This window comes from Enterococcus sp. AMC1086 (genome assembly GCF_058216575.1).
Genome location: NZ_CM177100.1, coordinates 966,119 through 991,498 on the forward strand (window position 1 = coordinate 966,119; position 25,380 = coordinate 991,498).

Annotated in this window: 20 protein-coding genes, 1 pseudogene, 1 CRISPR repeat array and 1 other annotated feature; of the genes and pseudogenes, 19 read left to right on the plus strand and 2 right to left on the minus strand. The window is 33.4% G+C overall.

Annotated features, from left to right (window positions below; genetic code table 11):
* The first annotated feature begins 74 nt into the window (after positions 1-74).
* The 13 genes from ykzS (at position 75) to cas6 (ending at position 13,848) form a co-directional block, all read left to right on the plus strand.
* Complete coding sequence (gene ykzS / locus AC4BC4_RS04610; RefSeq protein WP_490476922.1) at positions 75-266, plus strand: protein YkzS; 192 nt, start codon at positions 75-77, stop codon at positions 264-266.
* 173 nt (positions 267-439) lie between these two features.
* Entirely contained in the window at positions 440-706 is a 267-nt protein-coding gene (locus tag AC4BC4_RS04615; RefSeq protein ID WP_010773230.1) for a phosphocarrier protein HPr, read from the plus strand.
* Entirely contained in the window at positions 706-2,433 is a 1,728-nt protein-coding gene (gene ptsP, locus AC4BC4_RS04620) for a phosphoenolpyruvate--protein phosphotransferase (protein WP_438758583.1), read from the plus strand. Before AC4BC4_RS04615 ends, ptsP begins: the two co-directional genes overlap by 1 nt.
* A 602-nt stretch (positions 2,434-3,035) precedes the next feature.
* Positions 3,036-3,956 carry an ABC transporter substrate-binding protein gene (locus tag AC4BC4_RS04625; protein ID WP_490476923.1) on the plus strand — a complete coding sequence of 307 codons (921 nt, stop codon included), beginning with the start codon at positions 3,036-3,038 and terminating at the stop codon, positions 3,954-3,956.
* Between the two features lie 14 nt (positions 3,957-3,970).
* Positions 3,971-4,693: an aspartate/glutamate racemase family protein gene (locus tag AC4BC4_RS04630; protein WP_438758585.1), complete on the plus strand. Its 723-nt coding sequence runs from the start codon at positions 3,971-3,973 to the stop codon at positions 4,691-4,693.
* A 17-nt stretch (positions 4,694-4,710) separates the two neighbouring features.
* Complete coding sequence (locus AC4BC4_RS04635; protein ID WP_490476924.1) at positions 4,711-5,949, plus strand: dicarboxylate/amino acid:cation symporter; 1,239 nt, start codon at positions 4,711-4,713, stop codon at positions 5,947-5,949.
* Positions 5,950-6,234: 285 nt separating this feature from the next.
* Positions 6,235-7,206: a DUF1002 domain-containing protein gene (locus AC4BC4_RS04640; protein WP_490476925.1), complete on the plus strand. Its 972-nt coding sequence runs from the start codon at positions 6,235-6,237 to the stop codon at positions 7,204-7,206.
* Positions 7,207-7,592: 386 nt separating this feature from the next.
* Entirely contained in the window at positions 7,593-8,462 is an 870-nt protein-coding gene (locus AC4BC4_RS04645; RefSeq protein ID WP_438758588.1) for a DUF6602 domain-containing protein, read from the plus strand.
* A complete protein-coding gene (locus tag AC4BC4_RS04650; RefSeq protein WP_490476926.1) occupies positions 8,462-10,519 on the plus strand; it encodes a Cas10/Cmr2 second palm domain-containing protein in 2,058 nt (685 codons plus the stop codon). Before AC4BC4_RS04645 ends, AC4BC4_RS04650 begins: the two co-directional genes overlap by 1 nt.
* Positions 10,516-11,223 carry an RAMP superfamily CRISPR-associated protein gene (locus AC4BC4_RS04655; RefSeq protein WP_438758590.1) on the plus strand — a complete coding sequence of 236 codons (708 nt, stop codon included), beginning with the start codon at positions 10,516-10,518 and terminating at the stop codon, positions 11,221-11,223. Before AC4BC4_RS04650 ends, AC4BC4_RS04655 begins: the two co-directional genes overlap by 4 nt.
* A complete protein-coding gene (locus AC4BC4_RS04660; protein WP_490476927.1) occupies positions 11,216-12,190 on the plus strand; it encodes a hypothetical protein in 975 nt (324 codons plus the stop codon). Before AC4BC4_RS04655 ends, AC4BC4_RS04660 begins: the two co-directional genes overlap by 8 nt.
* The gene (locus AC4BC4_RS04665; protein ID WP_490476928.1) at positions 12,174-12,974 is read left to right on the plus strand and encodes a hypothetical protein; all 801 of its coding nucleotides are present in this window, start codon (positions 12,174-12,176) and stop codon (positions 12,972-12,974) included. The genes AC4BC4_RS04660 and AC4BC4_RS04665 overlap by 17 nt, the downstream gene beginning before the upstream one ends.
* Complete coding sequence (gene cas6, locus AC4BC4_RS04670; RefSeq protein WP_490476929.1) at positions 12,967-13,848, plus strand: CRISPR system precrRNA processing endoribonuclease RAMP protein Cas6; 882 nt, start codon at positions 12,967-12,969, stop codon at positions 13,846-13,848. The genes AC4BC4_RS04665 and cas6 overlap by 8 nt, the downstream gene beginning before the upstream one ends.
* A 167-nt stretch (positions 13,849-14,015) precedes the next feature.
* Positions 14,016-16,136: a CRISPR direct-repeat array (repeat unit 33 nt; unit sequence GTCTCACTCTTTATTGAGTGAGTGGATTGAAAT).
* A gap of 112 nt (positions 16,137-16,248) precedes the next feature.
* Here cas6 and AC4BC4_RS04675 read toward each other — a convergent pair.
* Positions 16,249-16,521 carry a hypothetical protein gene (locus AC4BC4_RS04675; protein ID WP_490476930.1) on the minus strand — a complete coding sequence of 91 codons (273 nt, stop codon included), beginning with the start codon at positions 16,519-16,521 and terminating at the stop codon, positions 16,249-16,251.
* Between the two features lie 836 nt (positions 16,522-17,357).
* Between AC4BC4_RS04675 and AC4BC4_RS04680 the strand changes: the two genes are divergently transcribed.
* From AC4BC4_RS04680 to tig, 6 genes and pseudogenes are all read left to right on the plus strand, one after another.
* Positions 17,358-17,936: a T7SS effector LXG polymorphic toxin gene (locus AC4BC4_RS04680; protein ID WP_490476931.1), complete on the plus strand. Its 579-nt coding sequence runs from the start codon at positions 17,358-17,360 to the stop codon at positions 17,934-17,936.
* Positions 17,937-18,371: 435 nt separating this feature from the next.
* Positions 18,372-19,700, plus strand: a pseudogene (locus tag AC4BC4_RS04685) (deoxyguanosinetriphosphate triphosphohydrolase); the annotation flags it as partial.
* Positions 19,701-19,724: 24 nt separating this feature from the next.
* Positions 19,725-20,375 (plus strand): hypothetical protein, encoded by a 651-nt coding sequence (locus AC4BC4_RS04690; protein WP_490476932.1) that lies wholly within the window; start codon positions 19,725-19,727, stop codon positions 20,373-20,375.
* A gap of 73 nt (positions 20,376-20,448) precedes the next feature.
* Entirely contained in the window at positions 20,449-20,814 is a 366-nt protein-coding gene (locus tag AC4BC4_RS04695) for a hypothetical protein (RefSeq protein ID WP_490476933.1), read from the plus strand.
* An 84-nt stretch (positions 20,815-20,898) separates the two neighbouring features.
* Positions 20,899-21,155 (plus strand) — a binding site (T-box leader).
* 64 nt (positions 21,156-21,219) lie between these two features.
* Positions 21,220-22,332, plus strand: coding sequence for a 5-methyltetrahydropteroyltriglutamate--homocysteine S-methyltransferase (locus AC4BC4_RS04700; RefSeq protein WP_490476934.1), 1,113 nt, complete (start codon positions 21,220-21,222; stop codon positions 22,330-22,332).
* A 566-nt stretch (positions 22,333-22,898) separates the two neighbouring features.
* The gene (gene tig, locus AC4BC4_RS04705; protein ID WP_490476935.1) at positions 22,899-24,182 is read left to right on the plus strand and encodes a trigger factor; all 1,284 of its coding nucleotides are present in this window, start codon (positions 22,899-22,901) and stop codon (positions 24,180-24,182) included.
* Between the two features lie 78 nt (positions 24,183-24,260).
* Here tig and AC4BC4_RS04710 read toward each other — a convergent pair whose 3' ends face one another.
* Positions 24,261-25,124, minus strand: a complete 864-nt coding sequence (locus AC4BC4_RS04710; RefSeq protein WP_490476936.1) for an alpha/beta hydrolase — start codon at positions 25,122-25,124, stop codon at positions 24,261-24,263.
* Positions 25,125-25,380 lie beyond the last annotated feature (256 nt).

Here is a 25,380-nt window from a genome sequence, read left to right on the forward strand (position 1 = left end):
AATTTAGACAAATATCTATTTTTGTCATACAATATCTTCAGTCCAAAAATAAAAGTGAAAGCTGTGATCAATCAATGCATGAAAATCCGTTTGAAGAACAAATCAATGCCTTAAAAGAAGGGACTATTTCTGAACTTACTATAGAGTCAAAAGATTTTACAACCTTTAGAGAGGTTTGGAAAAATTTACCAGATAGAATGTCTTTTGTTGGGGAAGCTGGATTAAATGGACGAATTATATATCGTTATATGAAGGAAGAAAAATAATTGATCATTTCAATTGATAAAAAAAAGGGGAAAAGTGTTGTAACTACTCACAAAAAATGGTAATCTTAAAAATTGAAAGGGTATTATCCAGATTCTAGTTTCTTTTGAAACGTGTCAAGAAAGGAAAACCCTAACATAAAAAATTATTTTACTTATGAAGGAGACCGATTTATATGGAAAAGAAAGAATTTCACATCGTAGCAGAAACAGGGATTCACGCTCGTCCAGCTACATTATTAGTACAAACTGCAAGTAAATTCAACTCAGATATTAACTTAGAATACAAAGGTAAATCTGTTAACCTTAAATCAATCATGGGCGTTATGTCTTTAGGTGTTGGTCAAGGTTCAGACGTAACAATCTCAGTTGACGGTGTTGATGAAGCTGATGCATTAGCAGCAATCGTAGACACTATGAAAAAAGAAGGACTGTCAGAATAATGTCTGAAATGCTAAAGGGAATTGCCGCAAGTGATGGTGTTGCTATTGCTAAAGCTTACCTGTTAGTTCAACCTGATTTATCTTTTGACAAAAAATCTGTAGATGATTCATCTGCTGAAGAAAGCCGTTTAGATGATGCTCTAGCAAAATCTACGACTGAGTTAAAAGCAATCAGAGAAAAAGCAGCGCAAAGCCTTGGTGAAGAAGAAGCTCAAGTATTTGATGCTCATTTGATGGTTTTATCTGATCCTGAAATGATCGGTCAAATCAAACAAAATATACAAGATAACAAAGTGAATGCTGAATCTGCGTTAAAAGAAGTAACGGATATGTATATCGGTATGTTTGAAGCAATGGATGATAATGCCTACATGCAAGAACGTGCTGCTGATATTCGTGACGTTGCCAAACGTATTTTAGCTCATTTATTAGGTGTTACTCTTCCAAATCCTTCAATGATCAACGAAGAAGTTGTTGTGGTTGCCCATGACTTAACACCAAGTGATACTGCTCAATTGGACCGCACCTATGTGAAAGCATTTGTAACGGACATTGGCGGACGTACATCACATTCAGCGATCATGGCTCGCTCTCTTGAAATTCCTGCAATTGTAGGAACAAAAGAAATCACTGCTAAAGTGAAAGAAGGCGACATTTTAGCTGTTAATGGAATTGATGGCGATGTTATCATTCATCCAACTGATGCTGAAAAATCTGATTTTGAAGCAAAAGGAAAAGCGTATGCTGATCTTAAAGTTGAATGGGAAAAATTAAAAAATGCTGAAACAGTTACTGCTGACGGTAAACATATCGAGTTAGCTGCAAACATTGGTACACCTAAAGATTTAGATGGCGTACACAACAATGGTGCTGAAGCTGTTGGGTTATATCGTACAGAATTCCTTTACATGGATTCTCCTGATTTCCCAACGGAAGATGAACAATATACAGCTTACACTGCAGTTCTTGAAGGAATGAACGGCAAACCTGTCGTAGTTCGTACAATGGATATTGGTGGAGATAAAGAATTACCTTATCTGCAATTACCACATGAAATGAACCCGTTCTTAGGTTACCGTGCATTACGTATCAGTTTATCTGAACGTGGCGACGAAATGTTCCGCACACAAATGCGTGCGTTACTTCGTGCTTCTGTTCATGGTAACTTACGTATCATGTTCCCAATGGTTGCAACGTTAAAAGAATTTAGAGCAGCGAAGAAAATCTTTGACGAAGAAAAAGCAAAATTAGTTTCTGAAGGAACTAAAGTTTCTGATACGATTCAAGTTGGTATCATGATCGAAATTCCTGCAGCCGCTGTAATTGCTGATAAATTCGCCAAAGAAGTTGATTTCTTCAGTATTGGAACAAATGATTTGATTCAATACACAATGGCAGCAGACCGTATGAATGAACGCGTTTCTTACTTGTACCAACCATATAACCCATCGATCTTACGTTTGATCAAAAACGTGATTGACGCATCTCATGCAGAAGGTAAATGGACTGGTATGTGTGGAGAAATGGGTGGCGATCAAATGGCTGTACCATTATTGGTAGGAATGGGCTTAGATGAGTTCTCAATGAGTGCGACATCTATTCTTCAAACGCGTAGCTTGATGAAACGTCTAGATACTAAGAAAATGGCTGAACTTGCGGATCGTGCATTAAATGACTGCGATACAATGGAAGAAGTTATTGACTTGGTTAAAGATTATACAAAATAAATAAGTATTAAAGGATTTCGCCATTCAGAATCCGTTCTGAATGGCGAAATCCTTTTTATTTTACCAATTATGCTGAGACAAAAGAGATAAATTTACATTTGTTAAAAATGTGATTCTTCAAGCTTCAGCACTTTTAAGCATGTTTGTTGTGTCAGAGCAGCAATTACGATCGATAATAGTAATTGACAATTTCAACATACTTTTTGAAAGCTGCCAAAAAAGTGTATTATCGTACATCAAAACAGTTTTTAAATAGCCTTATTATACCGATATATTATATATAATATATCGTTTTTTGTATAAAATTAGTAATAAATGGTTATTTTAAACAAATAATATAAATAAAATGTAAAATAGTTCAATGAAATAAAAATGGAGAACGCTTACAATTTAGGGAGAGTTAGTTAGAAAAATATATCTAGAAGTATAGAAATAAAAAACGTCTTATTTGAATTTGATTTAAAAAATGAAATGATTGATTTTAAACGTACAAAATATCAACTGAATCAAATAGCCACAAAATTATAATAGCGGGTCACAAGGGACAATTAGCATTTATTGCTATAAAAACCTAAATATAGTATAAAAGGAGCGTTTATAAATTGACTACATTTACAATTGCTGCAACAGGATTATCAATGAACTATATGCCACAGTATATTGCTGAACAACAAGGATTCTTTGAAGAACAAAACCTAAACATTTGTTCATATTTACCTGATCCTTGGACAAAAGGGCTTGATGATTTAGAAAATGGACAGGCAGATGTTGTGTTAGGTGGAATGTGGCTGCCGATGATTTATTCTCAGAATATTCAAAAATACACGTCAGTTGCAAAAATAGCGTCTAAGTGTCCATTAGTTATTCTTTCAAGAGAAAGATTGACAGGGGGATTTGATTGGAAGAATTTAGAAGGAAAAAGAGTACTTGTTTCTGGAGGTGACGGAGCTGGTCATTATTTAATGACTGTCGGTAGCGCTCGAGAAGGTGGTGCTGACCCAAGCAAAATTCGATTTATTCATGATTTCTCAACCTCTATGATCTGTGATCTTTTTGAAAAAGGATTTGGTGATTTTATTGTTGTCCAACCAGATGTTGCTCATTCTATGATTGATCGACAGGTAGGATTTAATTTTTGTGATTTAACTAGAAAAGGAAGCAATATACCGTGGAGTGTTTATTACGGTTTACCTGAAACAGTTGAAAGTAAATTAGATGAATTTGAAAAATTCGCTGTTGGGCTTCAAAAAGGAACATCTTATTTGTTAGAAAATGGAGGAGAAGCGTGTAGAAATATCATTAAAAAGAATTGGCCTGCGATTTCCGTTGATGACGGTATCAAGACAATTGATATGTTTATAAAAGAGGGGATGTGGCGTTCGACAATAAATATTGAGTATCAAGAAGTTGATCGGTGGCAAGATTATTTGATACTAGGAGACGTATTAGATCGAAAAATAGCCTATGAACAGTTAGTTGATAACCGGCCATATCTATATTCTAAAAACAAATTAAGTTTATGAAAAAGGAGATTTAAATGAAAATTATTGTGGCTAATCCAAATAGCAATACAGAATTAACAAATGTTTTAATGAAATCAGCAGAAAAAGGGTTTAATGATTCATCAGTGGAATTGATCCCATATACTAATCCAAAAGGTTCTAAACATATCGATTGTACATTTGGTGATTATCAATCTGTATGGTCGTTTGTGCGAGGACTCCTAGATTATACAGAGGAAGTGAAACCAGACGCAATCGTATTAGCTGGGTTCGGAAATTTTGGCTTCTTTGCTTTAAAAGAAGCATTAGCTATTCCAGTTATATCAATAGCAGAAGGATCACAAGTCATTGCTACCATGCTAGGGCATAGATACTCAATTTTAACTGTTTTTAAACAAAATGTACCTTATCAAGAAGATCTTACACATTTACTTCGTTTAGAAGGCAAACTTGCATCAGTGCGAGGTATTGAAATGGATACGGAAAATGTGAACACAAACAATACTGTAAAAGAATCGCTAAAAAACACAATCATCAAAATGATCGAAGAAGATGGTGCGGAGGCCGTTGTATTAGGTGGTGCTAGATTTGCTATGTATGCTGATTCATTAAGCGAAGAAATAGGAATTCCAGTTATAGATCCTGTTTCAGTATCAGTAAAATTAGCTAAATTATTTGTAGAGTGTAATCTATCGCAAAGTAAGATTGGTAAATTTAATTATCCACCACAAAAAATTAGTGACTATTTTGTTGACTGAAAAGGAGTATGAGTAAAATGATTTTAAATAAAATAAAAAACTCTAGTTTATCTACAAGGATTGTTATCGGTTCTATAATAGGCTTGATCATAGGCTTTGTAATAGGAGAAAATGCGGAAAGTCTAAAGTTTTTAGGTGATATCTTTTTGAGATTAGTCAAGATGTGTGTGCCTTTGTTAATTTTTTGTTCGATTGTTGAAGCAACAGCTTCCTTACCTTTAAAGGAATTAAAGACAGTTGGGCTCAAAACATTGAGTGTATTTTTTGTCAGCACTTCTTTGGCGGCTATTTTATCGATTATAACAGTAAAAATAATCCCGATTAATTTAACCTTGACTGCACCAGATTCAGATGCATATAAAGGAGCGGTTGCTGGTGGTAATATTCAAGAAACCATTGTAAATTTTATTCCAGATAATGCAGTTGGTGCACTTGCAGATGGCGTAATCGTTCAAATTATTGTTTTTGCAGCTTTATTTGGGATTTCTGTAAATATAATGAAAGAAAGTTTTGAAAGTGTGAATGCACTTTATGAGTTGATATTAGGCTTAAGAAAAGTCATCATGAAGATCGTCTCCATTGTGATGGTTTATGCACCAATTGGGATTTCGGCGATGCTTGCTGGTGTCATTGGAACAAGTGGGATAGATGCATTGAAATCACTTGTTCAGGTAATTATAATTGTAAGTTTATTAGATATTATATTCTTCGTTTTGTATACCCTCTATATTGCTATAAGGTATCGATTAAGTATTGTTAAACTTCTTAAAAATAGTCTAAATATCATGTTAATAGCTGTGACGACTACTTCTTCGGCTATAACATTACCAGTATCCTTGGGTGATGTACCTAAAAAAATGGGTGTTAAAGAACGAATATCTGATTTTGTTTTGCCTTTAGGGAATGCATTAAATACAAACGGTTCGCCGATCTCGAATATTGTTTCTGCTGTAGCTTGTGCATCTGTATTTGATATCCAATTTACAACACAAAATCTTATTTTGTTAGGAGTATTTTCAGTCGTTGCATCTTTCGGAAATCCAGGCGTTCCAGGTGGTGGAATTGTTTCTATGGCAATTGTTTTTCAAATGATCGGTATTCCGATTGAAGGGGTAGCTATTTTTGCAGGTTTAGATTATTTCTATTCTTTAACAAGAGCACCACTAAATGTTATGGGAAATGTCTATTCATCAATTATTGTTGGTATTAAAACAGATGAATTTGATAGAAATGTTTTTGAATCGAATAATTTCTAGAAATTTAGGACAAAAGTTTACACTTCGAAAATAAGTTAGATACCTAATTGATCTTGGAAATCTAATCCTATTTTGAAGATGTTGCGTTTGTCCTTTTTTAGTTTTGAACGATTTAAAAATGAATTCTTTTTAAGAAAAACTTTTTTGTCATAGGTTTACTCACAAAGAAGGATGTATTTTTGAATCAGCAAAGATAATAAAATTTTCTTAAAACTGAGCATACTTAAGGAATAACTAAACTTATTGTTGTATAGTAATCAACAAGTAAATCTTTAGGAGGTTACTATGAAATATACACAAAAAAAAATTGCTGTAGCAATGACAGTACTTTTGATTTCTACAGGTTTATACAATGGAAAAACAGCTTTTGCAACTGCACAAAGCAGTTCAGTAGAAAATTCATCAGTCAGTACTAGTAATACGGAAACAACTCAAAGTTCTGAGCAAGAATTACAAATCAATGCGGTTGCATTGGGAAATGCATTGACACAAGAACAAAAAGATTTTACTTTAAAAGAATTAGGAATTAAAGGCGAAACACCACAATATACAACGACAGGACAAGATTTGATGAGTTTTATTCCTGATGGTGGATTTACACCAGAATGGGCTGTTTACAGCTCTGTTCGTATGGAAACACAGAAAAAAGGTTCTGGAATCTCTGTAGATATTGCAACGCCTAAAAATATCACAAAAATTACAGAAGCCCAATATCAAAATGCAGCACTAACAGCTGGTATATCAGATGCTAAGCTAACCGTTGCTTCAGCAGTACCGATCGATGGATCGGGAGCTTTAGCGGGCGTCTATAAAATTGTCGAAGAATCTGGTGGAATCATCAATCGAGATCGCGTAGGCGTAGCCCAAGATGAAATGGACGTACTATCTAAAATCACAGAAGAAAATAAGAACAAAGACGGTTATTCTGATAAAGCTTTAAATGTAGCGCAAGAACAAGCGAAAAAAGAACTCGCTGCAAAAACTGCTGATGGTAAAAATCTAACCCAAGCAGATATTCAACAAACTGTTGAAAATGCTTTGCAAAGTCAAGGAATCAAAGATGTCATGTCAACAGATCAGGTCAAAGAATTGACTACCTTAATGAGCGATATGAAAGATAAAAATATTTTTGAAGACTTTGTGAATCAATTAGATTTGTCTAAAACGAAAGAACAAATTCAAGAGAAATCTAAAGGTCTTTGGGCGAATATCAAAGGATTCTTTAGTGGACTTTGGGATTCGATTACTGGGAAATAAGGTCATATAAGCAAGATTTGATGCGTTTGGGACGTAAGTCCTAACGAAAAATCCAGATACCAGTCAACTTGATTGGTATCTGGATTATTTTTTTTGGTTCTTTATCAACTAACTAATGTTGGTGAAGAAAATCCAAAGAATGAAATCGATTAGTATGATTCCTATCTTCAATTTAAGATAACATCTTTTTTTCACATGTGTCGGCAAAATAACTTTAATTGAAGTTTTAGTAAACATAAAGATTTTTCACTATTAAACTGTGACCGTAATATAAAACAAGAACAATGAGCTGATAAATTGACATTTAATTTTTTCAAATGTTCACATTATGTTATTTTGATGATATAATTAAATACACATTGTTTATATTTTAGGAGGCGTTTATTATGTCAGATGAACAAGTATTAACAGGGGAGACGGTTATAAAAAATATTTGGAAAAATTATGAGCAATTGGAAAAATCAATTGTTGCTCAATTAGATATGGTTCATGACAAACATGGCACAACGATTGGTACTATGAGAGAAATAATTTGGCAGGATCTGTTTAGACAGTCGATTCCTAAAAAATTTGTGATTGAGCATTCGGTTTTTATTATTGATTCAGAAGGACAAATTTCTCGAGAAGTTGATTTAGCCATTATAGACGAAATGTATACCCCATATATTTTTTGCTATGGGAAAATAAAGTTTATTCCTATCGAAGCTGTTGCTATTGTAGTGGAATGTAAGAGCGTTGTTCCAGAGGATAAAATAATTAAACCTTGGTACGAAGCAATCCAGCAATTAAAAACACATAATGAAAGCATTGCTCGGTTAGCAAGTTATATTTCTACAGAGGCTGCCTCTACTCAACAATCCACACGACCTATTCGGATTTTATGTGTAAAAAGTATTCCTGATACTAAGAAAAAAGCCTATTTAGAAAAATACTTTGATATTATTCTTTCGACAAATGCAAATACCCAAAAAATCTTAATTGATTATGCTCCTGATCGCACATTGTGGGAATGGTTTACGGCATTAAATTTTCATACAATAGACTCTAATGATGAAAAGCTAGAAAAAGTAAAAGAAAAAGGAACAGACCTGGAAACAGTAACACTAAAAGAATATAAAATTGAGGGGAATCCATTACTATCCTTTCATTTTCAGTTAAACCAATTATTAATGCTAATTAACAATCCAATGATGTTTCCTCATAGAAAATATGTAAAAATGTTTCAAAAGAATGCACCAAAAGTAGGTGGAAATTAGTGAAAAAGAATGTTGTTGCTGTTTCGATTGACAAAGTTCAAACGTTTTTGTACTACAAATTAAGTAGCCAAGCACAGGAAAGCCAGACAAATAATAAAACATTAAGTCAGGTTATTTCATCTTCAGAATTTGTCTCAAGTAAATTTCAAGAAGATATTCAAGAAAGATTTTCAAAAGAAGAGAATCATTATTTATTGTCTTGTTCTGGAAAGTATATTTTTACAACAGGCTTATCTCAAGCAGAAGTATTTTCTTTGTTAGATGATCTGTTTCAAAAATATTATGTGGAGTTACAGGGACAATTATTATTAAAATATATCTGTATTCCTTCTGCACCGTTTCAAGGCGATCAATTAAAGGCAATTCAGCAGTGTACAAGTGAATTAAAACAAAGCCAATGTTTAAACAGCATCATTAATCGTAATCAAGAGCTTCTATTTACCTATTCTAAGGAGCTAGAAAGAGCAGATAAACGAAGTGAAATACCATTGACTGAGTATCCTTATTTTTCTGAAACGATAAATGACTTGTCCCCAGAAACAGAACTGATAGAAGTAAATAACAATCATTTTCGAACTGCGGTCATAAAGGCGGATTTAGATGGGATGGGGTTGCTGTTTAAAAAGATGAAAAGCTGTCAGCAATATGTGCAGCTAAGCGATATTTTAAATGAAGTGATTTCATTACCAACATTGCATCGATTAACCAAGAAGGTAAACGAGCATGTAAAAAATAATACAAGCAAAGAAAATAATTTTAAGATTTTCCCACTTTATGTTGCAGGAGACGATATTTTCTTTATAGTGGCGATCCCGCACTTATTGAATGGGATTACACTATGTAAAGAAATTCTTTATGAACTAAATAATAAAATTGATTGTCTTAATAATCAATTTCAAACTAACATTCCAAACTTATCAGCAAGTATAGGCATAGATATTAGTTTTAATCGTGAGCCGCTTCGCTACTATTATGAACGAGTAAATTTACAATTAGATACTGCAAAAAAAGAGTATGCACCCTTAGTAGAAAATGTCCCATTCACGGCATCTCATATAAAAATATGCCTGAATCATGCGGTGTTTTTTGATATCTTAGACAAAGAATATCAAAGTGTGTTCTGGAAAAAACAGTCGGATAAGTTAAGCTATTATTTATTTGTACAAACAATCAGAAAGATGAATACAGCGTTAAAAGTACTTGAAGACAAACAAAAGGATGATTTAGCGAGCAATCGCTTTTTCTATACCCTTTTAGAGAAAATTACGACACCAGAAATCACAGAGCAGCCATTGAGATGCTCTAATGTTGTTATTAATCACTTATTGCCCCAAACATGGAGCAGCAATGATTGGGAACTACAAAAAGCGGAATTTACATTATTAACGATTTTAATTGAATTATTGTCAGAGCCAAAGGAAAAAAGAGAAGGAAGAGGGAAAAAATTAGTTTTTGATAATAAACATCTCGAAAAATTGAGAACTTATCTGCGTTTATTTTTGATTTTTTCTACCCCTCGTTTTCAATTAATTACACTAGAGAATAATGTAAAAGAAAAATATCCCAAGACCTTACAGCAGAAAGGTGCGACTCTTTTATTAAATCGTTCTATAGATTATTTATATACGCATTCTTTACAGGTAGAAAATCCCCAGTCTTTAGGTAGTTTATTTATAAAAAAAGAAAGCTACAAACCTTCTTCAAATAGAATAAAACATCGGCCCCAGGTTCATCGAAAACTTCGTATCGGTTCATCTATGTTTTATCGATTAAAGAAATTAGAAAAAGAAAGAACACCAGAGAGTTATCAAAGAAGCATTGCAATGATTCAGTCAATGAATACACAAACAAAAGAAGAGATTCAAGAGATTGATGAAAAACGTGAATTATTGAATAGAGCACCATCAAATTTGTGTTTTGATAAGGTGCGTTTAGAGGAGAAAATGGCTTCTGGGGAATGGACAAATGATGTGATAGACAGCTTATTACTTTTTTATAAATTAGATCAACTAAGCATTACATTTAAAACAAAAATAAAAAAAGGAGGAAAAAAATGAAACTACCAGTGAGTATTACGACTAAATCTAACCTATTTATCGGAGGATCGCCTACAGCTTATGAGATAGGTGGGATTGATTCTTACACAGTAACAGACTATGAAGAGAATCCGTACATCCCAGGATCATCGTTTAAAGGTGCTTTAAGACATTCAGTCAAGCAACTGGAAAACAGCGAAGCGTATAGAGAACTGACAATTATCTATCAAGAATACTTAAAAACGTTAATAAAAGAAGCTAAGCATTTTCCTAAAATTGAACAAGAACAATTTGATAAAATGAACGAAAAAGTAGCATCTGTTATACAAAATGCTTCTGCAGAATATGTATTTGGAATAGAAGGATTTAATCAAACGCCTAAGTTACTATTCTCTGATATGAATATTAAGAAAGAAGCAAATCAGCCGATTTTTTCAATAGATTCAAAAAATTCTGTGCGCTTCGATCAACAATCCAATGACCTTTCGGCTGTGCCTCGAACCTATAAAACAGTTTGTCCCAATGTTACTTTCAAAGGCAGTATTTTATTTCAAAATATAAATAAATTAGAAGAGCCGGACAAGTTTATCCAATTAACTATTACACTTCTAGAAGAATGTTTTCAACTATTTAATGAAGGCTTTCATCGCTTAGGAAATTCTGGCAGTCGTGGTTACGGTCGAGTAGAGATTATTGCCGCAATGGAGGACATGGGTCATGTCTAAAATAATGACGTACAAAATTACTATGGAAAGTTTAGGGAGAATGACGCACTTACCAGATTCTCATCAATTATTTGGTGCATTGACTTATCTTTATGCAGAAAAAAGTGGGGAGGATCATGCTAGCCAATTTGTTCAACAGGTAAAAGAATATCAATTGGATTTTTCCTTGTCTAATTTATTACCTAATAATTATTATCCTATTCCTAAAGTTTATTTGAGTAGCAGAATAGAAGGAGAAAAGCTCATATATAAAAATATAAAAAAACGTCACTTTTTACAAAAAAAAGAATTGACGGTGGCTTGCGTAAATCCTAAACAAATAGCTCAAATCTACCCATTTGTTCAGATCATAGATAGCCAACAAATTCATACTTCTATTGAAAGTTTGCGATATGATTTGCCAGGATTACCCCCAAATATTTTTTCAGTACCAGAAATTACTGTGATCGAAAAAAATAGTAAGGATAGTGTTAAAAAGATAACGGAATTTTGTTTTTATTTCACAGGGAATGCTAAAATTCAGCCGTTGCTTTCTTTTATAGAACAAGCACAAGTAGAAGAACGAGTTTTTACATTAGGGCCAAGGAGTTCTCAAGGTTTAAATTCGTATACTATTTCAGCGATTAAAGTAGAAGAAAATCTAGCTTTTCCAGAGGCAGAACTATTTTTAAATCTAGGCTTGCTTTTACCTAATCAGTTTGATTTTGATCGCTCTTTTATTGAAATTTATACTTCAGAACGACGTGGGTATGAAAATTATGGTGAAAGAAATCAGAAAACAAAGAAACAGTTTATTAGCTTTATTGGAGCGGGGAGCATAATTGCGCAAGAGAATAATCAGAAAGAACAAATTAGCAAATCAATAAATACCCCATCCCATTTAAAAAATAACGCGATTACCTTTGGGCAGAGTTTTTTGTATCCTATGCCTGATTTGAAAGGAGTCACATATGAATCATTTGCTTAAATATTCTTATAAGATAACTACCTTATCTAAAGTCATTTTTTCACCTAGAGAAAAGGAAGCATATTTCATTGATGACCTGGGAAATGTTAATCAGGAATGTGGAGAAAAGCAGGGGGAGTCAGATCAAAGTGTAGAAACAACAAACAGCATTCGCATCATTTATCCATTTTCTCGTTATGGTATGTATGAGAACTATGAGCAACCTTCGGAACGTATACAGTATTATATTCCAGGTTCGTCAATGAAAGGTGTATTAAGGAGAGGAATAGAAGGCACTTACAAATTACTAGTGGATGATATTTTGGTTCCATACCATCATATAATTTTACAAAAATTGGTCAAAGTACAATACTTGGCTACAGATGAAAAAAAAATAAAAGTAGGTACTTTTTTTAAAAATATTGACATTGAAATGTGTCAAGAAAATGTCACTCTTTCTGGTCAACTATTCAGTCAGCAGTCTATTATAAATTGTTTAAAACAACAGCATAAAATGTCAGTTCAATTATTAAAGCAATGGTATGAAACACTTGAACAAGCGACAACTGAAAAAGAATATGATGCAACAGTTATTAGTGTAAAAAATCAGGTAAAACAAGTATTAGAGAAATCTGAGCAGGCTACTGACAAATATCTATTGATCGTTGGTGGCTATAAAGGCTTGCTATTGTCTCATTTGGTTAATTCAGAGAAGGAAGTTAAATCTGGTTTATTTGTTGATAAAAGTACATTATTGCCATATGGAATGATAGAAATTTCGGAGGTTAGACAACAAAATGACTAAGTCAATGCCATTGTTTAGCTTTACTTATTTACCATTACTTATTTGTTTGGAATGTCAAGAAGATGGAGAATTACCTTCATTTTTAGGTTCTACGTTAAGGGGCGCATTAGGCTGGGCCTTACAAAAAGACAAACAGGTTTATTATGATCTTTTTGAAAATAATCATACTAGTCATTCTGCAGCACACACAGTGAACCCTTATATTATTGAGCCACCAAAACCTAAGCAAAAGTACAAAAAAGGAGATAAGTTGTTTTTTTCATTTGTTTTATTAGGTCATGCGACTTCTTGGTATCAAAAAATCATCACGATACTAGCTGAAAGAAATAAATTAGAATTAGGCGCAAGAAGATTGCCATTTCGTATACATCGTATTTTTCATGGGATAGATTTATCATTGATTTGGCAGTGTGAGCAGCCAAAATTAATTTCAGCGATAGATAATGCAGTGGATATTTTTCCTGAGTATCAAGAAGGGAAGTGGTGCGCTATCCAATTGCAAACACCTTTAAGAATTAGAAGAAAAGGAAAACTAGTTACGCAACTAGATTTTGCCACTATTATTCGAAATATTTCCAAAAGAATTATAGAATTAACAGAACGATATGGTGGTCATGTAGACTTGAAGGAAGTGGAAGATATTTGTTTATTAGCTCAAGCTGTTTTATTATCAGAATCATTGATTTATCCATATGAATTAAAACGTTATTCTACACGACGAAATAAGAAAATGGACTTTACTGGTATTTTAGGTATGTTAACATTTGAAGGTGACTTAACACCCTTTATTCCGTTGTTAAATTTAGCACAATTGCTACATATTGGTAGGAATACTACATTTGGTTGTGGTAAAATTGATATAACAATTGTTTGATTTTTTAGGTGCGAACCTATAGTGCACATAAAAACCCTAGGAGATCCGCACCAAAAATTAGTCGAAAATAGATGATATTCGTTCGTTTTTCTAATCTTATTTTAATCTTAAAGTTATTTCTAATGAATAAAGATATCAAAATGTTACTAATATCAACTATTTTCACGGTCTCACTCTTTATTGAGTGAGTGGATTGAAATTTTGGGAGCGTAATGCAACCCATTTTAAATGAGCGTCTCACTCTTTATTGAGTGAGTGGATTGAAATGATGCATTATTTGTGATTGACAAAGAATGGACCAGTCTCACTCTTTATTGAGTGAGTGGATTGAAATTTGATATGATTAACCAATCAGAACAAAGAATTAATGGTCTCACTCTTTATTGAGTGAGTGGATTGAAATTTGATAAATATGACAAATAAGCAAAAATAAAACAACGTCTCACTCTTTATTGAGTGAGTGGATTGAAATCTGTGGTTTAATAGTTATGTACTCGGACATGCAAGTCTCACTCTTTATTGAGTGAGTGGATTGAAATCTGTGGTTTAATAGTTATGTACTCGGACATGCAAGTCTCACTCTTTATTGAGTGAGTGGATTGAAATACTACGGAAAAAATCTTTCAAACTATCAAACTCTGTCTCACTCTTTATTGAGTGAGTGGATTGAAATAGACAATCATTTCCTACTACTCAACGCCTAAAAAGTCTCACTCTTTATTGAGTGAGTGGATTGAAATTTAAAAAGTTGAATCTTGGTGAAATGGTAAATGGTCTCACTCTTTATTGAGTGAGTGGATTGAAATTTAGTTTAATAATTCCTAAAAATTGGGACTTTTTGTCTCACTCTTTATTGAGTGAGTGGATTGAAATGATTCGAGCGCTCAAATGACCGTTCAACGTACTTCGTCTCACTCTTTATTGAGTGAGTGGATTGAAATCTCTGTTGTGTAACCGTCCGCAAAACGTCCTTAGTCTCACTCTTTATTGAGTGAGTGGATTGAAATTTTAAAAAGAATTTATGAAACTATAGATAAAAATGGTCTCACTCTTTATTGAGTGAGTGGATTGAAATTAATACATTACCTTGTGTAAAAGTCATGATTACATGTCTCACTCTTTATTGAGTGAGTGGATTGAAATACCGTCAAAAGGATCACCGCCCATTTCTGTAATGTCTCACTCTTTATTGAGTGAGTGGATTGAAATGCTTAATTCATTATATTCTTCAAAGGTAAAAATTGTCTCACTCTTTATTGAGTGAGTGGATTGAAATTACAGCACTGCCGACCGAACTCTTAAGTACACCCAGTCTCACTCTTTATTGAGTGAGTGGATTGAAATTTTATTTAACATCACTCATAAAAATCATTACTATGTCTCACTCTTTATTGAGTGAGTGGATTGAAATCTGAAAATTGGGACTTTTTAGATAAAGGTTTTGGTCTCACTCTTTATTGAGTGAGTGGATTGAAATGATCATACTTGAGGTTTTGCCTGATCCTTGACAGTCTCACTCTTTATTGAGTGAGTGGATTGAAATCATGAATTGGCAAGAAAAAACATACCACCTTTGGAGTCTCACTCTTTATTGAGTGAGTGGATTGAAATCATAGCACTTCACTACTTCTGCGATAAATTTACCGTCTCACTCTTTATTGAGTGAGTGGATTGAAATTCATGTTTTAATAGTTATGTACTCGGACGAAGAAACGTCTCACTCTTTATTGAGTGAGTGGATTGAAATACTTTTAACATACTAATTTCTCTCCCTTGTCATTGGTCTCACTCTTTATTGAGTGAGTGGATTGAAATAGTGGACCTAGGCTGTAATCATTTTGGCATCGCTGTCTCACTCTTTATTGAGTGAGTGGATTGAAATGGCTAAATATTCCTCAATATCTTCTACAATTTCGGTCTCACTCTTTATTGAGTGAGTGGATTGAAATTTTTTTAGTTTATAATGGTTAGGCGGAATTGTCAAGTCTCACTCTTTATTGAGTGAGTGGATTGAAATGTATCAGGTTTTTGATACCAGTCAGGATCTTCATGTCTCACTCTTTATTGAGTGAGTGGATTGAAATTTTACTATTTTTTAGTTGATCTGCTTTCTACTGGTGTCTCACTCTTTATTGAGTGAGTGGATTGAAATACTTTGACTCACAATAGGAGGTACGGCCTCTTGTTGTCTCACTCTTTATTGAGTGAGTGGATTGAAATGACAGTGACATTGAGAGTTTGTTTACCATCACTATGTCTCACTCTTTATTGAGTGAGTGGATTGAAATTTGAGCTTTCGCTAATACTTTGTAAGATTTAGCCGTTTTCACTTTTTATTAAGTGAATGTAATAGAAAATGGGAATAAACCTAAAAATAACCTTATCTTAACTTCTTTGCTACTATTGTTTATGACCCTTTTGAATGGTCAACACTTGTTTTTCAGCAGTTAAGTTGAGGTTTTTAAACTCTGTATTAAAAGTTTGGAAAAGTTTTGAACAAGCATAATAATCTTTCACAACTTGTTTCTTATTAATCAGCGTATTCGGATTCGTAAAATACTTATCCAAAACCGCCAAAGGTTCTTGCCATGATTGCAATCGTTCAACCGTATCTCTAAGATCAATAATATCCTGATAAGGAACAGCTTTAATACAAAGTGCAGAATTTTTCATAAGTAAGTTCTCCTTTTTATTGTTTAGTTAAGCAACAATCAACAATTAAGAAAAAGAAAAAACGATAGAGATTGCCGTCTCTATCGTTGGGATGACTAACAGACTATAGCGCATTTCTTAGCCCAATTTGAAGAAATTTCAAAAACTGTCTAGAAATTCTTACAAAAATTAGGTACAATAAAGAAGCTAGTGCTACGGTACTAGTAATCAGGCAACTTGGATAGATAGGTCGTAATATCTATTCGGGGCTTCATTCACTGGGTGGTACCGGTGAGTGAAGTGCCTATTTTTTTTATTCTTTTTCTCAAAGTTTATAGGATAGCAACAAAAAAACGATCACAGACTCCCTGCAATCGTTGACAATAGGCAAGTCAAAGAACGGCTATTTTTACTCGTTTGTACTTGAAAGGAGAAGAGTTGTGGTCTTCTGGTAGACAAAAGTATGTAAAAATAAGAATTTGACGTACACTATTGGCGATTTGCTTAAGCAGGTCGTACTGTTTAATCAAAACTTCACTAGTTTGGTTGGTAGCCAGATCAGGAAGTGCCAATTATTTAGTTTTATCGTTAGGAGTAACAGCCACTAATTCGCTCATTTCTGGCTGAGTGAAAGTCCGCTGTTCTCCTTGTTTATTATTTCTATCCTATAGATGTTAGTATACCGAAATAAATAGCAATTCGCAATAAAAAATCTTACATTCTATGATTAAATAACACCTAAAATCCTCTCTCTTATATATAAGGAAAAATAACAAAAAATTTTTTATAAACCCTTCAAATTTAACCTCCTTTGCAACTGGCTAAAAAAGCGTAAAGAGAACTTGAGGAACAACAAAATGGGACTTGATTTTTATATCGGTGAAGTTCAAGCACAGGCGAATCAAGCCGCTCGGATGAATAATCAAGCGAGCCAAGCAATCGCTTCACTGCAAACGAGTATTCAATCCTTTTTATCAGCGCCCTTATCCAGTAAAGCCTATGATTCAGCGAAAAGCTATTTTATGGTAGCGTACACACCGTTGTGCCAATCTGCTATAATGACAGGAGAAGCGCTAGAAAGTGCGAATAAACGCTTGATAAGCGACTATCAGAGCATGGTTTGTGGCATTGATACGATCGAAGATGAAATTTTGGAACAAATCGCTCGGTTTGAAGAGGTCAAACGTGATATTGACCAACAAATGAGCATAGCCAAAACGACACGACCAGATTTAGAGCGACGTTATATCAATGCGTGTGAAACTATTGAGAAACGTCAAGAAAAATTGAGGAAGTTTCATGAATATAATGCTCATTCAGCAACTATTTTTTCTGATTGTGAAGCGTGTGAAGTAGAATTTAGTGCAGGCTTAGTCCAAGTTGCAAATTGTAAAGCATTGACCCAACTCGTATTACGCAAGAAGGTTTCCGTATGAATAAAACTTAAAAGATATCTTGAATATCCTCATGAACATAAGAGAAAGTATGATTTTGATGGGGAATCAACTAGAGTATAAAATATAGATGAAGAAGTTTAAATTTATGTACTATAAAGAATTATACATACAAAAAAGGCTGTTTGATTGTAAATACAATCAGCAGCCTCTTTGTAATGTAAAAAAAACAAAGGTTTAGATAAAATTTTTAATACTAATGAATTTATAGATGTTATACTTTTAACTATTATATAGAGAAAATATTTCATAAAATGATAATGATTTATCTTTATTTAATGAAAATAACTTACAATTAGTTTATTTGTTTGATATAATGTGTTCTGATATATGATTAAAAATAGTGATTTTGGAAATAACAATCTTTTATATTTAGAAAAAGAAAATGGAGGTTACAAATAATGGAATCGGTTAGTTGGAACGTTTAGAATTTCTTCAAAGAACGACAAAGTTTGTCCAAATGATAAATTAACACACGAAAATTATCTTTTAGATTTAAGTGTAGCTTTTAATAGTGATTATCGTCGAGTTATTAAAAGCGACTCTTTTAGACGTTTACAAGATAAGACTCAGGTCTTTCCATTAGAGAGAAATGATTTTGTTCGTACTCGTTTGACTCATAGTTTAGAAGTTGCAATGCACACAAGGGATTTGCTAACTTCTGTCATCACCAAATTAAATAAGAACGGACTAGTGATTGTTGAATTAAACGAGAGCTACCGTTTATTAGAAACTGCAGCTCTAATTCATGATATTGGAAATCCTCCCTTTGGTCATTTTGGGGAAGAAGCGATTCGAATTTGGTTTAGTAAAAGTGCTCCTTTACTAAAGTGCTGGTCCTCTTTTACTGAGCAACAAAAAGAAGATTTTTTACAGTTTGAAGGAAATGCTCAAACTATTCGCTTGTTGACGAAGCTACACAATGATAATGATTCTTCAGAAAAAGGAATGAATCTGACCGCTTCGACTTTGGATGCGGTAATTAAATATACTGCTAGTGCAGATCAATTAGATAAAAAGAATATTTTAACAAAAAAAGTTGGTTGTTTCTTTTCGGAAGAACAGGTTTTTAAAAATATTAAGATTGTAACTGGAACAACTGGTAATCGTCATCCTTTGGTCTTTCTACTTGAAGCGGCAGATGATTTAGCTTATACATTTTCAGATATTGAAGATGCATATAACTATGGTTTATATAGTTATCGAGAAATAAAATCTTTTATTGATGATAGAACTGGAATAGACAAATTTTTAATTAATATTAATTCAGAAGCAGCAGCTATCCAAGAGTTTTTAAGAGAAACACAAAGAAAGGTCTATCAAAGTGCAAGTAAAACTTTTGTTGACCATTATGAAGAAATTATGGCAGGTACTTTTTATGGTGAAATTATCAATGAAGAGTGTGATGAAGTAAAATGTTTCCATGCTTTAAAAGAATTTTCTTATGAATATGTTTTTCAAACGAAAACAATACTGGATCAGGAAGTATTAGGTTTTAATATTATAAATCGTTTATTGTCCGAGTTTATTCCAGTCGTTTTAAAATATGATAAAGAACCAATGAACAAATATGAAGAGCGCTTGTTCAATAATTTACCAAGGAGTGCAGAAGAGTTATATAAAAGAGAGACGGAAACCAGTTTAGAAATTGAAAAGGATTATTATCGGTTGAAGATGGCTGTTGATTTTATCTGTAATATGACTGATGGCTATGCAAAAAAATTACATGATACCTTGTTTAACTAGAACTTTTTGAAAGGGAATGATTTTATGCCAGAATTTTTGATTTATATTGTCCCAGTACTAATAACAATGTTGGGAACACTGTTTGTAACATATAGAAATATTCAAAACAGTAATATTTCCAGTAGTCGTATCAAATGGTTAGCTCAATTAAAAGAGAATTTTGCAAAATATAATGAGACTTTATCGGAAATAAAAGAATTGATGAATGAAGATGTGGTCAAAAATGCAGAGATAATAAAAGAGAATAGAAAACAATTGGAAAAATCTCGAATTAATGTTCTTATGAGTTTTAAAGCAAATGATTTTCAAGCATATGGAAATGATAAGGGACTTAAAGAGTGTTTTGAAGCTTTTAGTTCAGAGAAAGCAATGATGAAAAAACCTGATGATTGTGAAGCTCATATGTTCATTTTTATGAATGCAATTAATAGATATATTATAGAACAAGTCAATACAAGTGAAAAGGATGAAGCGATTGAACAGATAAAAAAAGGAGAAATTATTATTAATGAGAATACTATAAATGTTATTGTAGAGATTATGGAGCAATTTCAACTTTGTGTTGCTAAGATGGAGTGGACAAAGATAAAAAACGAATCTCAATTTTTATTGTTTGGAAAAGAAAAGTATTCGAGTCAGGAAACAATTAAAGTTTTAAATACAAATATTTATTAAGCTTGTAGATAACTACATTGATGAACAAAAGCCAGAAGAACCAAAAGAAGAAAACATAATTGAAAAAATAGATATGAGCCCAATAGAGCAACAAGCAACAGATATACTAAAAAAATATGAAAGTGTGCCGGATAAATTAATTAATATTCTTGAGTTTTTAGATCGGAATTGTGAATTGCCAACGAGTATGCTAACATCTACTAAAAAAAGATATATCTATTCTATGATTGAACCTGTTCATCCAAGTGGAAAACAGTTTTTCAGTAAAAAAGAATTTATTTTACCTAAATCAAAGAAGAGAGTTTATTTGGAAACAAACTTTAGTTCATATTATGGGGATAAAATTGCGATGAGAATGGTTAGAATGACGGAAAAACATATGGAAAGTCTTCAGAACGACAGAGAAGAAGTTGAGAATGAATCTGTTTTTATTTCTTGAAGATTAAGTAAAAATTTTTTTTATTCTTCATCTATCAATTTGACACCCATCACCTCATCTGCTATTATAATTAAAAATAAATAAAAAAACACGTAGAAAAAGAAAGTAAAATTCTGTGGAATTTCTAAAAGAGAGCCTTGGTAGCTGAAAAGAGGCGGAAGAAAACGAATTTGAAAATGGCTTTTGAGTGGGCATTTCGAGAACATGTTTTAGAGATGCACGGTTATTCCCGTTAGCAAGAATCCTAATATCAAACGTTAGTGGCGTATTAGAGTAGAGGCGAAAATCATATGATTTTTGTAAATTAAGGTGGTACCATGTATGTTTATTACATCCTTAGAAGAGTCTTTGACTTTTCTAGGGATTTTTTTGTTTTCTATTTAAAAAATGAGGGGGAAATCAATTATGTGTCAAAATTCAGTACATCATTATGAAATCGTAGGAAGTTTTTTACGTCCAGAATCATTGAAAATAGCTCGGGAAGAGTTTGCAGCTGGTACGATTTCTGGAGATGAATTAAAAGTAGTTGAGGATCAAGCAATTCGGGATTTAGTCGCAAAACAAAAAGAAATCGGGTTGAAATTTATCAGTGATGGAGAATTTCGCCGGAGTTACTGGCATCTTGATTTTTTCTGGGGATTCAATGGAATCGAGCATAATGTAATGGATCAAGGGTATTTATTTCATGGGGAAGAAACACGAGCGGATTCAGCACGTTTAACAGGAAAAATAAGCTTTAATCCAGAACATCCAGTTTTTGGGGAGTACGAATTTTTAACAGAAATTGCTGGTGGGACACCCGTTCGCCAAAGTATTCCAGCACCAGCCCAGTTATTAGCAGAGTTGGTTCGAAGCTCTAATGAAGAAAAGGTCAATGAATTTTATCCAGATCGGGAACTACTTTATCAAGATATTGCTAAGGCATATCGGGAAACGATTCTAGCTTTATATGACTTAGGTTGCCGAGATATTAAACTGGATGATTGTACTTGGGGCATGTTAGTCGATAAGAATTTTTGGACAACGATGACCAACGGAGAATATGATACCCAAGCGCTGCAAGAGTTATATTTACGTTTGAATAATGAGGCGATTGCTGATTTACCTGATGATTTGCATGTAACAACCCATGTGTGTCGTGGTAATTATCATTCAACATGGGCTACTTCTGGCGGTTATGAGCCTGTTGCAGACACATTGTTAGGGAATCAAAATGTAGAAGCCTTTTTCTTAGAATTTGATGACGAACGTTCAGGCGATTTTGAACCATTAAGCTTTGTTCCAGAAGACAAACAAGTGGTTTTAGGCTTGGTTACGAGTAAGGACGGCAAGTTAGAAGAGAAAGAAATAATAGTGAATAGAATTAAAGAAGCAAGTAAATTTGTACCGTTAGATCGCTTAAGTTTAAGTCCTCAATGTGGATTTGCTTCGACAGAAGAAGGCAATATTTTGACAGAGGAAGATCAGTGGAAAAAACTTGCATTAGTGATCGATGTGGCGAATGAGGTTTGGGGTTAAATAAAATAATCAGTAGGATAGTAATTATTCGCGGAATTTTTGATATTGCAGGAGCTAGGGTGGCATCTTTTGATGTTCATTTGGAGAAAGCTTCACGTCATGCATTTTAAAAGACAAGAAGGTGAATTCGCATAGTAGAAGGTAATTAAGTGATTACAAAGACGTTTGAGCTTTAAAAAGCTGAACATCTTTTTTGTGGAGTCTATTAATAGGTCACCTATTTGTAAATAATTATTACGATGTCACTATTTATTGGTGGAATAGGTTCATGGTTGTTTTTCGGTATAAAAAGCAAGCTTGTCAAAAGAGCTTATCTTAAATCAAAGAAAAATCGTTCAAAGGATTTAAACATTCGTAATGAGTATTTAAAATTAGCCGAAAAATATAAAAAATAGGCAAATTAGTCCAGTTCGTTTATTAAGTAATTCATTTTACAATATAAAAATCTAGTTTATTTTCTTTTCTTCTCACCTAAAATGTTTACATTTATCTAGCTATAGTGTAATATTTAAAGGTATGCATAACATAAATTCATGTATAAAATTAAGTTATTCGGAGGGAAACAAATGTCTGCGAAATTTGAAAAAAAAGGCACCAATGATGGTGTGTTAACTTTTTCAGTTGATCAAACTCTAATTGAAAAAGGCTTGAAACAAGCATTCGATAAAGTCAAAAAAAATCTTAACGTACCTGGATTCCGCAAAGGGAAAGTGTCTCGTCAAGTATTCAACCGTATGTACGGCGAAGAAGCATTGTATGAAGATGCTTTGAACGCAGTCTTACCAGAAGTATACGAAGCAGCTGTAAAAGAAGCTGGAATCGATCCTGTATCTCAACCTAAAATTGATGTTGAAAGCATGAACAAAGGTGAAGATTGGGTAGTAACTGCTGAAGTAACTGTAAAACCTGAAGTTAAATTAGGCGAATACAAAAACTTAACAGTTGAAAAACAAGACCGTGAAGTAACAGATGAAGACGTAGATGCACGCATCCAACGTGAATTAGATGCACAAGCTGAACTAGTAATCAAAGAAGACGAAGCCGCTGTTGATGGCGATACTGTCGTAATCGACTTTGAAGGATTCAAAGACGGTGAGGCTTTTGAAGGTGGAAAAGGTGAAAACTATTCTCTTGAATTAGGTTCTAACTCTTTCATCCCAGGCTTTGAAGAACAATTAGTTGGTAAAAAAGCTGGTGAAGAACTTGAAGTAAAAGTAACATTCCCAGAAGATTACCAAGCAGAAGATCTAGCAGGTAAAGAAGCTGTTTTCCAAGTGAAAGTTCACGAAGTGAAAGCAAAAGAATTACCAACATTAGATGATGAATTCGCTAAAGACGTTGACGATTCAGTAGAATCATTAGACGAATTAAAAGAAAAATACCGTAAAGAATTAACTGAATCTAAAGAAACTGCTGCAACTGAAGCAAAAGACGAAGCGGCTATCCGTCAAGCTGTTGATAATGCAGAAATCATTGAACTGCCACATGTAATGGTACATGATGAAGTTCACCGTTCAATGGATGAATTCTTAAATAATATGCAACGTCAAGGAATCGCTCCAGAAATGTACTATCAATTAACTGGAACAACAGAAGATGATTTGCACAAACAATTTGAGGCAGAAGCTGAAGTTCGTACGAAAACAAACCTTGTGATCGAAGAAATCGCTAAAGCTGAAAATATTGAAGTATCTCAAGAAGATATGGATAAAGAAATCAATGAATTATCTGAACAATACAATATGCCGATCGATCAAGTTAAAAAAGTTTTAACTGAAGATATGCTAAAACATGATATCCGCATGAAACGCGCAGTAGAAGTTATTACAGAAACTGCAACTGAAAAATAAATACAATTTAAAAGACATTCCTGAGTGATCGGGAATGTCTTTTTTACTCTATTTATATAAGGGAACATTTATATTAAATCAAGTAGTAGTTAAGGTCTGATCAAGCCATGCAATCAGAGCGCTATAAACCTGGAGTCCTTCACTTTTAGTAATGTCACCATCGAAATCATGAGGGAGTTTTTCAACTTCTTCATATGTAACATTAGGGATCTTATTGCTAGCATCACGTGATAGTTCAACGGGCACATCTTGATCAGCTGAACTATGAGCTAAAAAGACAGGCGGCAATTTGGCAAGCTCTGTATCCGATAGGCTAAAGGTTTCTTTTTCACTAGGGGTGTTGACTAGATAACTCAACCAATTACCAAATTGTCGACCAGATAAATAGAGTGAAAAACGTTCATTAATAGAAACCGCTGCAATTGGTTTGGGTTGAATCATCGCTTGGGCAGTCATTGGTGCTATTTTTGGAAATTGATTGTAGTAGCTACTAGGCTGACTGAAAGCTGGGTTCGTCAAATCATAATAACCGTAAAAGCTGATCAGTCCTTTTTGCTCGGGTAAAGAATGTCGAGCAGATAATAAATAGGCAAGAAAACCGCCAGCTGAACGTCCAAACAAGAAATAATCTGAGCAATCCAAACCCAAAACCGTTTGATGATTTTTCAAGAACCAATCGACTGCTTCTATCAAACAATTCATAATAGTTGGAAGTTTAACTTCAGGTGCTAAAGGATAATCAACAGTCAACAAATTATAGCCATTCTCTACTAACAGCTCACAATAGCTTTCTGGTAAGTCATCTCGCGTACCATATAGCAGTCCTCCGCCATGAAAATAAAGGAGTGTGGCTTTAACAGAAGTGTCATTTTGATTTGAGTAAAAGGTCATGGATAAATCTAACTCATCTAGCTTACTGTAAAGAAAATTTTGTTTTATCATTATTAACAGTCCTCCTGAATTGAAATAGGTAGCAATGAAACAACTAGTATTTTTCAACGTCAAGTAATGAATGGAAGGAACGTTCCTTTCAATGTAGACAGAAAAATATTAATTTAGATCATTTAAGTCATAGTGCTATTTTATCTTTTTTTCGAAGATTAGACTATAAATTTAGAAAATTTCACTAACTTAATTCTATTTTAACCCAAATAGCCTCAGTCTTTATGTTTAATACGCACAAAGATAGCACTTAATT